The following is a 12,224-nucleotide window of genomic DNA, read 5'->3' as shown; positions in this document are numbered from 1 at the left end:
ACCATCTCAATTTGTTAATTTTTTAGTAGCAATTAATTATAGGATTTAACATGTGTGATCGTCATCACAAAATGAGCTTTATTAAGAGATGCCGCGAATAAATACTTTTACTGGTATACTGCGTGCCTTGCGCTTAGATGCTGACTTATCAAGAGCAGGCATTGAGTGATTTGTTTTTAAATCATATGGTTAGAGATATGAAACATACTGTAGAAGTCATGATCCCCGAAGCGGAGATCAAAGCGCGTATCGCTGAACTGGGTCGTCAGATTACTGAGCGTTATAAAGACAGCGGCAGTGATATGGTGCTGGTGGGTCTGCTACGTGGCTCATTCATGTTTATGGCGGACCTGTGCCGTGAAGTGCAGGTATCTCATGAAGTCGATTTTATGACCGCCTCCAGCTACGGTAGCGGCATGTCCACCACCCGTGACGTCAAGATCCTCAAAGATCTCGATGAAGACATTCGCGGCAAGGACGTGCTGATTGTGGAAGACATTATCGACTCCGGTAACACGCTGTCGAAAGTGCGTGAAATCCTGAGCCTGCGTGAACCGAAATCTCTGGCGATTTGCACCCTGCTGGATAAACCCTCCCGCCGTGAAGTGAACGTTCCGGTCGAGTTCATCGGGTTCTCCATTCCGGATGAGTTCGTGGTGGGCTACGGTATTGATTATGCGCAGCGCTATCGTCATCTGCCGTATGTCGGCAAAGTGGTGCTGCTGGACGAATAAGCGTAAAAAAGCCGGGAAAATCCCGGCTTTGACTGGATACATCCCTGGTGTATGACCGGGGATTTTTATTTGTGATTGACGTGCTTCTGGCTGAGGTTAGACACGCCCTGACGATAACGCTGCTCCAGGGTGGCGCGACTGGTCGCGGTCACTTCCAGATCGCGCAGCAGGCCGTCGTGAATACCGTATGCCCAGCCGTGGATGGTCACTTTCTGACCCCGTTTCCAGGCTGACTGCATGATGGTGGAGTGGCCCAGGTTATACACCTGTTCCATCACGTTCAGCTCGCACAGCGTGTCCATACGGCGCTCTTGCGGCATTTCACCCAGCAATGAGCTATGTTTGAACCAGATATCACGGATATGCAGCAGCCAGTTGTCGATGAGGCCCAGTTCCGGGTTATCGACCGCAGCCTGTACGCCGCCACACCCGTAGTGACCACAGATAATAATGTGTTCAACTTCGAGGACATCAACGGCATACTGAACAACAGAGAGGCAGTTGAGGTCGGTGTGGATGACCAGGTTGGCCACATTACGGTGGACAAATAATTCGCCCGGTTCAAGACCGGTTAAACGTTCTGCGGGAACGCGACTGTCGGAACATCCAATCCATAGAAAGCGCGGTTTTTGCGCTTGCGCCAGTTTCTCAAAAAATCCGGAATCCTCTTCCACCAGCATTTTTGACCATAGTGCATTGTTGCTGATGAGTGTATCTATGTCTTTCATGGAGGTTAACGACCTGTAACCAAATAAGTGCGTTGGGCTAATATAGGGCAACTCCGGGATTATTTAAACCACATATAAAGTGTAAGTACGTAAGGTAAGTAAAAATTTATGACCATTGCACTGGAACTTCAACAACTTAAAAAAACCTATCCTGGCGGTGTTCAGGCACTGCGCGGGATAGATTTACAGGTCGAAGCGGGAGATTTTTACGCGCTTCTGGGGCCGAACGGGGCAGGCAAGTCGACCACTATCGGTATCATTAGCTCGCTGGTGAATAAATCGTCCGGGCGCGTCAGCGTCTTTGGTTACGATCTCGAAAAAGATGTCGTCAACGCCAAACGTCAACTCGGGCTGGTGCCACAGGAATTTAACTTCAACCCGTTTGAGACCGTACAGCAGATTGTGGTCAATCAGGCGGGCTACTACGGCGTGGAGCGAAAAGAGGCGGTTGAGCGCAGCGAAAAGTATTTAAAACAACTCGATCTGTGGGAAAAACGCAACGAACGTGCGCGGATGTTATCCGGCGGGATGAAGCGCCGTCTGATGATCGCCCGCGCGCTGATGCACGAGCCGAAGCTACTGATTCTCGATGAACCGACAGCGGGCGTCGATATTGAACTTCGCCGCTCAATGTGGGGATTTTTGAAGGATTTAAACGACAAAGGCACCACGATCATTCTGACCACTCACTATCTGGAAGAGGCAGAAATGCTCTGCCGCAACATCGGGATTATTCAGCACGGCGAGCTGGTCGAAAACACCTCGATGAAGAACCTGCTCTCTAAGCTCAAATCCGAAACCTTCATTCTCGATCTGGCTGCGAAAAGTCCGTTACCGCAGCTGGAGGGCTATCACTATCGGCTGGTGGATACCTCAACGCTGGAAGTGGAAGTGTTGCGTGAGCAGGGAATTAACAGCGTGTTCAGCCAGCTCAGCGCGCAGGGCATTCAGGTATTGAGTATGCGTAACAAAGCGAACCGCCTTGAAGAGCTGTTTGTGTCACTGGTTCATGAAAAACAAGGAGATCGCGCATGATGCAGCTTTACTGGGTCGCGCTGAAAAGCATCTGGGCGAAAGAAATTAACCGTTTTATGCGGATCTGGATCCAGACGCTGGTGCCGCCCGTCATCACCATGACGCTCTATTTTATTATCTTCGGCAACTTGATTGGTTCCCGCATTGGCGAGATGCACGGTTTCAGCTATATGCAGTTTATCGTGCCGGGTCTAATCATGATGGCGGTCATCACCAACGCGTATGCGAACGTGGCGTCGTCATTCTTTAGCGCCAAATTCCAGCGCAACATTGAAGAGCTGCTGGTTGCGCCGGTGCCGACACACGTGATTATCGCCGGTTTTGTCGGCGGCGGTGTGGCGCGCGGACTGTGCGTCGGGGTGCTGGTGACGGCGATTTCACTGTTCTTTGTTCCGTTCCAGGTGCATTCGTGGCTGTTTGTGGCGCTGACGCTGGTTCTGACGGCGATTCTGTTTTCACTGGCGGGGCTGTTGAACGCCGTATTTGCGAAAACCTTTGATGATATCAGCCTGATCCCGACGTTTGTCCTGACGCCGCTGACCTATCTCGGTGGGGTGTTTTACTCCCTGACGCTGCTGCCGCCGTTCTGGCAGGGCTTATCGCAACTGAACCCAATCGTCTATATGATTAGCGGCTTCCGCTACGGCTTCCTCGGCATTCACGATGTGCCGTTAGTGACTACGTTTGGCGTGCTGGTAGTCTTTATTGTGGTGTTTTATCTGCTGTGCTGGTCTTTAATCCAGCGCGGTCGCGGGTTGCGTAGCTGACCGTTTTCATCCTCTCCTCCCGGTGAGGAGAGGGTGATTGTTGACCATTGTCATCATTCTCCATTTGTCACTCTGATAAACTACTTGCCTGCTAATGAGGTGAGAAATGCTAGGCTGGGTCATAACCTGTCATGACGATAAGGCTGAGGAACTGCTGAGCCTTCTGGAAAAAAAACACGGCCCACTGGCGCAATGCCGGGCGGTGAATTTTTGGCGTGGATTGAGCGCTAACATGCTGAGTCGGATGATGTGCGACGCATTGCATGCTACGGATTCCGGTGATGGCGTCATCTTTCTGACCGACCAGCCCGGTGAGGCGCCGTTATCGCGTGGCGTCACTGCTGAGCCATAAACATCCGCAGTGTGAAGTCATTTCCGGCATTTCTGTAACGTTGCTGGAGCAAATGCTCCCAACACGAGAATCCATGAGTAGTCAGGCGTTTCGCGACCAGATAGTTGCTCTTGGTGGGCCAGAGGTGACCAGTCTTTGGCATCAGCAACAGAAAAATCCTCCCTTTGTTCTGCTGCACGATTTGTATGAGTATTGATCATTCTTATTAATGAGGTGAATTGATACAATCGCTGCGTTGTTTCTTGCCCCGGTTATGGTTAATGATGAAATATCTGTTTCTGCTGCTGCTGTCCCTCTCTACAGTCGTCAGTGCGGCGTTGCCTGCTCGCTATATGCAAACCACTGAAGATGCGGCTATTTGGGCGCAAATAGGCGATGACATGGTGACCGTGGGAAATATTCGCGCCGGACAGATTATTTCTGTCATTCCGGTCGCGGCGGATTATTACGAATTCAAATTCGGCTTCGGTACCGGGTTTATTGACAAAGGCCATCTGGAACCGGTGCAGGGTAAACAACGCGTTGAGGACAGCCTCGGCGATCTTAATAAACCGCTCAGCAATCAGAATCTGATCACCTGGCAAGCCACTCCCGTTTATAACGCACCGAATATTGGTAGTGCGCCGTTTGGCATACTGGCGGATAATCTGCGTTATCCCATCATCAGTAAACTGAAAGACCGGCTGAATCAAACCTGGTATCAGATTCGCATTGGCGACCGGCTGGCCTGGATAAGCGCCCTCGATGCCCAGGAAGACCGTGGATTGCCTGTGCTGACCTATCACCATATTCTGCGCGATGAAGAGAACACCCGTTTTCGTCATACCTCCACCACCACGTCAGTTCGCGCCTTCAGCAACCAGATGACCTGGCTGCGCGATCGCGGATACCGTACGCTGACGATGGCGCAACTGGAAGGCTATGTGCGTAACAACATGAATCTGCCCGCGCGAGCGGTGGTGATTACCTTTGATGACGGCCTGAAGTCAGTGAGTCGTTATGCTTATCCGGTGCTGAAGCAGTATGGGATGAAGGCCACGGCGTTTATTATCTCGTCGCGAATTAAAGTTCGCCCACAAAAATGGGACCCCAAATCGCTGCAGTTTATGAGTATTTCAGAGCTTAATAGTATCCGCGACGTGTTTGACTTTCAGTCCCATACGCACTTTTTACATCGGGTCGACGGCTATCACCGGCCAATCCTGCTCAGCCGCAGCCATCACAATATTCTGTTTGATTTTGCACGCTCCCGGCGTGCGCTGGCCCCGTTTAATCCCCATGTCCTTTATCTTTCGTATCCGTTTGGCGGTTATAACGCGACGGCCGTAAAAGCCGCGGAAGAGGCTGGATTTCACCTGGCGGTGACTACGATGAAAGGGAAGGTGAAGCCGGGGGATAATCCGTTTTTACTGAAACGCCTGTATATCTTAAGAACGGATTCGCTGGAGACGATGTCGCGGCTGATCAGCAATCAGCCGCAGGGGTAGTTCGTTTACGCAACCTGAACCGGAATGGCTTTTGCGGTGCGTTTCATTTCATTATCGCCTTCGAAGTAAGCGACCTTTGGCTGCCAGCGGCGCGCTTCTTCGTCAGACATGGTCACGAAGCTGGCGATGATCACAATGTCGCCCACGCTGGCACAGTGTGCCGCTGCGCCGTTGACGGAGATGATTCTGGAACCGCGCTCGGCGGCAATCGCATAGGTGGAAAAGCGTTTACCGTTGCTCACGTTCCAGATATCGATGGCTTCATTTTCCAGAATCCCGGCGGCATCCAGAAAATCCTGATCGATGGCGCAGGAACCTTCATAGTGCAGGTCCGCCTGAGTTACTTTCACGCGGTGGAGTTTGCCCTGCAGCATAGTGCGAATCATAACGTCTACCTTAAACTCGTATCGATAACGAAGCAGGTCGAAACCTGCTTTGAGAAATTTCTCAGGCAGTATTGCCCGATTTTTAACCCCTGTCTACTGGGTTAATGCAACCGTCTGATTGTCAATTAACCGTGCCTGGCCAAGCCATGCGGCAACCAGAATCACCGCACGCTGGCTGCTTTCGGTTAGCTCAAGCAGCGTGTCAGCATCGCGGATCTGAATGTCATCGGGGCGGAAACCTTTTTCCGTCAGCTCCTGTTCAGCGATGGCAATAATCTCTTCCAGTTCACGCTCGCCGGCCTGCAGTTTCTCCGCGATGCGGCCCATCACTTTGTACAAACCTGGGGCGATTTTGCGTTGTTCGGCCGTCAGATAACCGTTACGCGAACTCAGGGCTAAACCGTCTTTGGCGCGAATAATCGGCACGCCGACGATCTCGATGTCGTAGCCCATGTCGGCAACCATTTTGCGGATCAGCGCCAGTTGCTGGAAGTCTTTCTCGCCAAAGCAGGCGACGTCCGGTTGTACCAGATTGAACAACTTGCTGACGATGGTTGAAACCCCACGGAAATGGCCCGGGCGGCTGGCGCCTTCCAGCATCGTCGAAAGGCCGGGGACATCCACATAGGTCTGCCCGTCGGTGCCCTGAGGATAGATTTGGTCCGGTGCGGGAGCAAAGACGAAATCCACCTTACGCTTGTTCAGTTTTTCGCAGTCTTCCTGCAGCGTGCGAGGGTAGCGCACCAGATCGTCCGGACGGTCAAACTGCATTGGGTTGACGAAAATACTCACCACCACGATGTCCGCACGGGCTTTGGCTTCATCCACCAGCTTCATGTGACCATCATGCAGGTTGCCCATCGTCGGCACCAGCGCAATGCGCTTCCCTTCCTGACGGGCTCTGCGGATATGCTGGCGCAGCAGCGGCAGGGTTTCAATAATCAGCACAACAAGACTCCTTAATGGAAACTGTGTTCTTCGCCCGGATAGACGCCGGACTCAACCTCGGCAATATACTGCCGTACCGCGGCGCGCATGTCGCCTGCTTGCGTAAGGAAATTTTTGGCAAATTTCGGAATATGGCCGCCGGTGATGCCAAAGGCGTCGTGCATGACTAAAATTTGTCCGTCGGTCACGTTGCCGGCACCGATACCGATAACCGGAATGGAGAGCGCCTCCGTCACGCGTTTGGCCAGTTCAACCGGGACGCATTCCAGCACGATGAGCTGCGCGCCTGCGGCTTCCAGCGCCAGGGCATCGTCCAGCAAAACCTGTCCGGCATCGCCACGGCCCTGAATTTTATAGCCGCCGAAAATATTGACCGACTGTGGCGTCAGGCCCAGGTGTCCGCAGACGGGGACCGCGCGCTCGGTGAGCATTTTCACGGTCTCCACCAGCCAGGCGCCACCTTCAATCTTGACCATGTTCGCGCCCGCGCGCATGACGGTGGCCGAATTTTCAAAGGCCTGTTCCGGCGTCGCGTAAGCCATAAACGGCAGATCGGCGAGCAGCAGGCAATTCGGCGCGCCGCGACGCACCGCCTGCGTATGGTAAGCGATATCCTCAACCGTCACCGGCAGGGTGGAGTCATGCCCCTGTACTGTCATCCCCAGGGAATCCCCGACCAGCATCACATTGATCCCTTCGTCGGCAAACAGTCTGGCGAAACTGTAGTCATAAGCAGTAATGGTGGCGAAGCGTTTTTTCTCTTGTTTGCACTTCTGCAACAGCGAGAGGGTGGTCGGTTTCATAACATTTCCTGATGGTGAACGTCATATTTACCGGCATTCTAACAGTCACATTCAGGGGGGCAATTGTTTTAAGCAACTGTTTGCGCGAAAGCAATAAACAGGAAATGAGGTGAGGGCCATTACCAGTGTGCGGGTTTTTCTGCACCAAGATGAGTGAGTCTCTGTTGCAGTGAGGTACCGTCAGGGAAGTGCAGGTCAGGGGCGATTTCGAACAGCGGCCAGAGCATAAAACCGCGATTTTTCATATCGTAATGCGGCACGGTCAGGCGTTCGCTGTTGATGACGCGATCGCCAAACAGCATGATATCCAGGTCTAACGTGCGCGGTCCCCAGCGTTCGGCCTTGCGTACCCGGCCCTGCTGGAGTTCGATGCGCTGGGTGTGGTCGAGCAGGGCTTCTGGTTCGAGCGTTGTTTCCAGCGCCACGGCGGCGTTCAGGTAATCGGGCTGATCCTGCGGGCCCAGCGGCGGGGTTCGATAAAAAGAAGAGATGGCGACAATCTGGCTTTCGGGGATCTCGCCTATCGCGTTGACGGCAGCATTGACCTGCTCCAGAGGAGAGGCCAGATTACTGCCCAGTGCGATATAAACGAGGGTCATGCCGTTCCTTCACGACGCGGCGCACGCTTGCGCGGACGACGGTGACGACGGCGCGGCGATGGATCTTCATCCAGCTCGTTCAGCATGCCTTTCTGCTCGGGTGGCGCAGAAACCTGGAATTCTCCCCACCACTGCGCCAGACGCTGCAGTTCGGCATTGTTTTCCACTTCAGCACGCAGAGCGAGTAAATCATATGCGGCGCGGAATTTCGGATGCTCCATCAGCTTCCACGCGCGTTTACCCTGACGACGAGACATGCGCAGCTGTAGCTGCCAGATATCGCGGGTCAGCGACGTGAGGCGTTTCGGGATTGCCAGCGAACGGCAGGCTTCATCGAGCACTTCATTCATTGCCAGCGCAAACGCGTCATAGTAGGCCAGACCGCTTTCCTGGGCGATTTTCTGCGCCATTTCCAGCAGCGGATACCAGAACATCGCGGCAAACAGGAAGGCCGGGTTAACGCGCATATCGTTATGAATGCGGTTATCGGTATTTTTCAGTACCTGCGCGATGATACGTTCCATTGCGCTGTCACCATTCTCGGTGAAATAGCGCGTAATGGTCGGGAACAATGGCTGGAACAGGCTGTATTCGCGCAGCTTTTTATAAGTTTCATAGCCGTAGCCCGCCTGTAGCAGCTTCAGCGCCTCTTCAAACAGACGCGCAGGCGGGATATCGTTGAGTAGTGTGGCCAGGCGCGGGATCGGCTCTGCCGTTTCCGGGCTGATCTTCATATCGAGCTTGGCTGCGAAACGCACGGCGCGCAGCATCCGCACCGGATCTTCGCGATAGCGGGTTTCCGGATTGCCGATCAGGCGAATCACGCCATCTTCCAGATCCTGCATGCCGCCGACATAGTCGCGAACGGTGAAATCGGCGACGCTGTAATAAAGGCTGTTAATGGTGAAATCACGGCGCTGGGCGTCTTCTTCGATGGAGCCGAAAATGTTGTCGCGCAGCAGCATGCCGTTTTGTCCGCGCTGGGACGTGGTGCGGTCGCTTTCGCTGCCTTCGTGGTGACCTCGAAAGGTGGCGACTTCAATAATCTCAGGGCCAAACATGACGTGCGCCAGACGGAAACGGCGGCCAACAAGACGGCAATTGCGGAACAGCTTGCGCACCTGGTCCGGCGTCGCATTGGTTGTGACGTCAAAATCTTTCGGTTTTTTGCCGAGCAGAAGGTCGCGGACGCCACCGCCAACCAGCCAGGCTTCATATCCCGCTTTATTCAGCCTGTACATTACCTTCAGGGCATTTTCACTGATATCTTTGCGTGAAATAGCGTGCTGCTCGCGCGGGATGACCGTCATACGCGGACGGGCGACGGCAATTTCGGCCTCGCTCTCCTCGCGGCTTAGCACCTTGCGGCAAAAATTAGCGACTCGGGTAAAAATAGTGCACCTCGGTAGTGTCAAACAATATTCAGAATTCAGTTCAAATCGTTGGCTGTGTAAAAATAGCGGCTAATCATAGCTCAGCACGACGTATTTGAGAATGCCGGATTTACAATCGCCGATTCAGGTATCGTCGAAAGCGTCCAGTTTGCCACGGCGGATGCCAGGATCTCATCGACGAACATCTCCTGCCACGGCAAATCGCTCTGTTGCCCGAGAAAGCGTAGCGCGTCGATTAGAACAGGGCGTGGATCGCCGTGCGGCAAGGCAGGGGCATGATTCTGTTTGGAAAGTTTAGCGCCTTGTTCATTGAGCGCCAGCGGTAGATGAATATAGTCGGGAGGCGTCCAGCCGAACTGCTGGTACAGTGAAATTTGTCGCACCGTCGGTTCGATCAAATCGGCGCCGCGCACGATTTCGCTGACTCCCTGAAAATGGTCATCCACCACCACCGCCAGGTTATAGGCGAACAGTCCATCACGGCGATGGATAATAAAATCCTCTCTCGCCAGTCGTTCGTCAGCCTGAATGTCTCCGCGCAGCCGATCGTGAAAACGGGTGACAGGATGCCGCTGTTTAATCCGCACCGCCGCCTGTTCCGGCCCGTGGTGTAACTCACGGCAATGACCATCATAAATTCCGCCAATGCTCTGGATCCGCGCACGGGTACAGGTGCAGTAGTAGCTCAGCCCCCGGTCGTATAACCAGGCGAGCGCTTCGCGGTAGGCGTCATGGCGTTGTGACTGCCATAAAATGTCGCCATCCCAGTGCAGGCCGTAATGTTCCAGTTGACGCAGAATAGTGTCAGCGGCACCGGGAACTTCACGAGGGGGATCAATATCTTCTATACGTACTCGCCATACTCCCTGACGGGCGCGAGCCTGTAAGTAGCTGCCCAGCGCAGCAATGAGGGAGCCAAAATGCAGTTCACCGGAAGGCGATGGAGCGAATCGGCCAATGTAGTGTGAGTCAGTCATCTTTGTGTAAAAATGAACAGGCGGGGAAAGCCCCGCCTGTTGTAAACGTTTCAAACGCCAGGCCTTAGCCCGCCATCTGTTTTTCGCGAATTTCAGCCAGCGTTTTGCAGTCGATGCACAGATCGGCTGTTGGACGCGCTTCCAGGCGACGAATACCAATTTCCACACCGCAGGATTCGCAGTAGCCGAAATCTTCGTCTTCAACCTTTTTCAGCGTTTTCTCGATCTTTTTGATCAGTTTGCGCTCACGGTCACGGTTACGCAGTTCGAGGCTGAACTCTTCTTCCTGTGCGGCACGGTCTACCGGGTCCGGGAAGTTGGCAGCTTCATCCTGCATATGAGTAACGGTGCGATCGACTTCATCCCTAAGTTGATTACGCCATGCTTCAAGAATACGCCTGAAGTGCGACAGCTGGGCTTCGTTCATATACTCTTCGCCCGGTTTCTCCTGGTACGGCTCCACCCCAGCGATGGCGAGAATACTCAGGGACGATGTTTTACGGTTTTGCCCTTCTTGCATGTTGCTTCTCCTTAACACGCACTATCGATCCCCATGTTCGGGGGAAAAATCAGGTCGCTATAAATAGCAGATGCTTTTCCGGATAGCAATTAACTAAACGTAACACTTGACAACCCTGTGAGGAAAAGCGTATTTGCGCACGCGACCAGAATACTAAATAACCAATTGTTTACAACACTATAAAGTGACAGTTAATGGCTCTATCAGAGTCATACTATCGGCAGAAAGTTCCGCTTTATAAACCAGAATTTCTACCCCCTTACGCTGTGCTTCGAACAATAGTTGCGCATATTTCGCGTCAATATGGCGCGCGGGTGAAAACCGTGTAATGGCGGAGTGCAGGACGGCAAAGAAAATCACTGCGCGTTTGCCCTCAGCCGCTACGCTCATCAGTTCCCGAAGATGTTTCTGACCTCGTTCAGTGATGGCATCGGGAAAATAACCAAAATCCTTTTCCGCTAACGTTACCGATTTCACTTCAATATAGCAGTCAGGCCGCGAATCTGCCTGTAACATAAAATCAATGCGGCTCCGTTCGGCGCCGTATTTTACTTCGCTTCTCAGCGTGGAATAACCTGAAAGTTCTGAAACTCGCCCCTGTTCAATGGCCTCTTTCGTCAGCCTGTTAGCCCATAACGTATTCACACAAATTAACGCGCCCGTCTGGGTTTGCGTTAATTCCCAGGTGTGCGGATATTTGCGTTTACTATTCTCCGACGTCGAATACCAGACCGTATCACCGGGCGTTGCACACCCGGTCATCGCCCCGGTGTTAGGGCAGTGTAGCGTGAGTTCAGTCCCGTCAGGTGTGATCACATCGGCTAAAAAGCGTTTATACCGCTGAACCAGCGTCGCGCGCTGGAGAGAAGGAGTAAATTGCATCGCGCATTTCCTTAATTAGTCAGTGAGCGTCCAGCGCTGAAGTTCCGTATAACGCGTGCGACCGCGTGCAAAGGTCGAGGCATAGAGGGCAAATTCTGTCACCGGAAAGGACCAGAAAAAGCCCGGCGGCGGGATCGCCACCGCATGGCTTGCATCGCGCAGTAGCGTGACGTGAGGGTGAAACGGCTGCGGACTCTGATAACAACCGCTGCGCGCCGCCTGGGCTCGCAGCATATTGGCCAGTTGCAGCAGCCCACGTGGGGACTGACGCGTCCCCAGCCAGACCACACGAGAGCGTAACCACTGCCCGGCATCATCGAGATTGAGCGTAAAACCGGGCTGGCGAATGCGCCCGGCAAGGGCGATCAGCGCCTGTTGTTTGTCTGCGCTCACATCGCCTAAAAACGCCAGCGTTAAATGCAGATTTTCGGCCGCGACCGGTCGCCCCGCTTCAGGGGGGAAATGCGCCGCTCGCCACTGTATTATCTCTTCGCGCACGGTGGTGGGGAGTTCGAGGGCAAAAAACAGCCGTTTCGGCTCAGACATCTTAGGTACTCGGTTATGAATTAACGCGATGCTACAATGCGGCGCGAAGAATGTTAACCCTCTGGA

The 12,224-nt window shown here is 53.4% G+C and carries 14 protein-coding genes and 1 pseudogene; 5 read left to right on the top strand and 10 right to left on the bottom strand.

Features of this window, described 5'->3' with window-relative positions; translation table 11 throughout:
* Positions 1 to 197: 197 nt before the first annotated feature.
* Positions 198 to 734 (top strand): hypoxanthine phosphoribosyltransferase, encoded by a 537-nt coding sequence (gene hpt, locus JTI98_RS00490; protein WP_042997896.1) that lies wholly within the window; start codon positions 198 to 200, stop codon positions 732 to 734.
* A gap of 65 nt (positions 735 to 799) precedes the next feature.
* Here hpt and can read toward each other — a convergent pair whose 3' ends face one another.
* A complete protein-coding gene (can, locus tag JTI98_RS00485; RefSeq protein ID WP_042997895.1) occupies positions 800 to 1,462 on the bottom strand; it encodes a carbonate dehydratase in 663 nt (220 codons plus the stop codon).
* 108 nt (positions 1,463 to 1,570) lie between these two features.
* Between can and JTI98_RS00480 the strand changes: the two genes are divergently transcribed.
* The 4 genes and pseudogenes from JTI98_RS00480 (at position 1,571) to JTI98_RS00465 (ending at position 5,103) form a co-directional block, all read left to right on the top strand.
* Complete coding sequence (locus tag JTI98_RS00480) at positions 1,571 to 2,497, top strand: ABC transporter ATP-binding protein (protein ID WP_042997894.1); 927 nt, start codon at positions 1,571 to 1,573, stop codon at positions 2,495 to 2,497.
* Entirely contained in the window at positions 2,494 to 3,264 is a 771-nt protein-coding gene (locus JTI98_RS00475; RefSeq protein ID WP_042997893.1) for an ABC transporter permease, read from the top strand. Before JTI98_RS00480 ends, JTI98_RS00475 begins: the two co-directional genes overlap by 4 nt.
* Before the next feature lie 106 nt (positions 3,265 to 3,370).
* Positions 3,371 to 3,812: pseudogene (locus JTI98_RS00470) on the top strand (PTS sugar transporter subunit IIA).
* 64 nt (positions 3,813 to 3,876) lie between these two features.
* The gene (locus JTI98_RS00465) at positions 3,877 to 5,103 is read left to right on the top strand and encodes a polysaccharide deacetylase family protein (protein WP_216081794.1); all 1,227 of its coding nucleotides are present in this window, start codon (positions 3,877 to 3,879) and stop codon (positions 5,101 to 5,103) included.
* A 5-nt stretch (positions 5,104 to 5,108) separates the two neighbouring features.
* On the opposite strand, the gene panD is transcribed toward JTI98_RS00465, so the two are convergent.
* The 9 genes from panD to thpR all read right to left on the bottom strand — a co-directional run bounded on the left by panD (position 5,109) and on the right by thpR (position 12,158).
* Complete coding sequence (gene panD / locus JTI98_RS00460; RefSeq protein ID WP_042323756.1) at positions 5,109 to 5,489, bottom strand: aspartate 1-decarboxylase; 381 nt, start codon at positions 5,487 to 5,489, stop codon at positions 5,109 to 5,111.
* A 93-nt stretch (positions 5,490 to 5,582) separates the two neighbouring features.
* Entirely contained in the window at positions 5,583 to 6,437 is an 855-nt protein-coding gene (panC, locus tag JTI98_RS00455) for a pantoate--beta-alanine ligase (RefSeq protein ID WP_042997891.1), read from the bottom strand.
* An 11-nt stretch (positions 6,438 to 6,448) separates the two neighbouring features.
* Positions 6,449 to 7,240, bottom strand: a complete 792-nt coding sequence (gene panB, locus JTI98_RS00450) for a 3-methyl-2-oxobutanoate hydroxymethyltransferase (protein ID WP_042997890.1) — start codon at positions 7,238 to 7,240, stop codon at positions 6,449 to 6,451.
* A 119-nt stretch (positions 7,241 to 7,359) separates the two neighbouring features.
* The gene (gene folK, locus JTI98_RS00445; RefSeq protein WP_042997889.1) at positions 7,360 to 7,839 is read right to left on the bottom strand and encodes a 2-amino-4-hydroxy-6-hydroxymethyldihydropteridine diphosphokinase; all 480 of its coding nucleotides are present in this window, start codon (positions 7,837 to 7,839) and stop codon (positions 7,360 to 7,362) included.
* Positions 7,836 to 9,233 carry a polynucleotide adenylyltransferase PcnB gene (gene pcnB / locus JTI98_RS00440; protein ID WP_205685287.1) on the bottom strand — a complete coding sequence of 466 codons (1,398 nt, stop codon included), beginning with the start codon at positions 9,231 to 9,233 and terminating at the stop codon, positions 7,836 to 7,838. Before pcnB ends, folK begins: the two co-directional genes overlap by 4 nt.
* 80 nt (positions 9,234 to 9,313) lie before the next feature.
* Positions 9,314 to 10,210, bottom strand: coding sequence for a tRNA glutamyl-Q(34) synthetase GluQRS (gene gluQRS / locus JTI98_RS00435; protein WP_044255407.1), 897 nt, complete (start codon positions 10,208 to 10,210; stop codon positions 9,314 to 9,316).
* Positions 10,211 to 10,274: 64 nt separating this feature from the next.
* Positions 10,275 to 10,730: an RNA polymerase-binding protein DksA gene (dksA, locus tag JTI98_RS00430; protein ID WP_003829221.1), complete on the bottom strand. Its 456-nt coding sequence runs from the start codon at positions 10,728 to 10,730 to the stop codon at positions 10,275 to 10,277.
* A 177-nt stretch (positions 10,731 to 10,907) separates the two neighbouring features.
* A complete protein-coding gene (gene sfsA / locus JTI98_RS00425; RefSeq protein WP_042997887.1) occupies positions 10,908 to 11,612 on the bottom strand; it encodes a DNA/RNA nuclease SfsA in 705 nt (234 codons plus the stop codon).
* 15 nt (positions 11,613 to 11,627) lie between these two features.
* Positions 11,628 to 12,158 carry an RNA 2',3'-cyclic phosphodiesterase gene (gene thpR, locus JTI98_RS00420; protein ID WP_058587656.1) on the bottom strand — a complete coding sequence of 177 codons (531 nt, stop codon included), beginning with the start codon at positions 12,156 to 12,158 and terminating at the stop codon, positions 11,628 to 11,630.
* Positions 12,159 to 12,224: the final 66 nt, after the last annotated feature.

Origin of the sequence: Citrobacter sp. MGH 55 (assembly GCF_016906145.1) — a bacterium.
Classification (GTDB): domain Bacteria; phylum Pseudomonadota; class Gammaproteobacteria; order Enterobacterales; family Enterobacteriaceae; genus Citrobacter_A; species Citrobacter_A amalonaticus.
Note: the sequence above shows the minus strand (reverse complement) of the source record. Positions and strands in the feature narration are given on the sequence as shown.

Bases quoted from the DNA above. Each gene is read 5' to 3' on its own strand.
- hpt (WP_042997896.1), top strand. From the start codon at position 198: ATGAAACATACTGTAGAAGTCATGATCCCCGAAGCGGAGATCAAAGCG.
- can (WP_042997895.1), bottom strand. From the start codon at position 1,462: ATGAAAGACATAGATACACTCATCAGCAACAATGCACTATGGTCAAAA.
- JTI98_RS00480 (WP_042997894.1), top strand. From the start codon at position 1,571: ATGACCATTGCACTGGAACTTCAACAACTTAAAAAAACCTATCCTGGC.
- JTI98_RS00475 (WP_042997893.1), top strand. From the start codon at position 2,494: ATGATGCAGCTTTACTGGGTCGCGCTGAAAAGCATCTGGGCGAAAGAA.
- JTI98_RS00465 (WP_216081794.1), top strand. From the start codon at position 3,877: ATGATGAAATATCTGTTTCTGCTGCTGCTGTCCCTCTCTACAGTCGTC.
- panD (WP_042323756.1), bottom strand. From the start codon at position 5,489: ATGATTCGCACTATGCTGCAGGGCAAACTCCACCGCGTGAAAGTAACT.
- panB (WP_042997890.1), bottom strand. From the start codon at position 7,240: ATGAAACCGACCACCCTCTCGCTGTTGCAGAAGTGCAAACAAGAGAAA.
- folK (WP_042997889.1), bottom strand. From the start codon at position 7,839: ATGACCCTCGTTTATATCGCACTGGGCAGTAATCTGGCCTCTCCTCTG.
- gluQRS (WP_044255407.1), bottom strand. From the start codon at position 10,210: ATGACTGACTCACACTACATTGGCCGATTCGCTCCATCGCCTTCCGGT.
- dksA (WP_003829221.1), bottom strand. From the start codon at position 10,730: ATGCAAGAAGGGCAAAACCGTAAAACATCGTCCCTGAGTATTCTCGCC.
- sfsA (WP_042997887.1), bottom strand. From the start codon at position 11,612: ATGCAATTTACTCCTTCTCTCCAGCGCGCGACGCTGGTTCAGCGGTAT.
- thpR (WP_058587656.1), bottom strand. From the start codon at position 12,158: ATGTCTGAGCCGAAACGGCTGTTTTTTGCCCTCGAACTCCCCACCACC.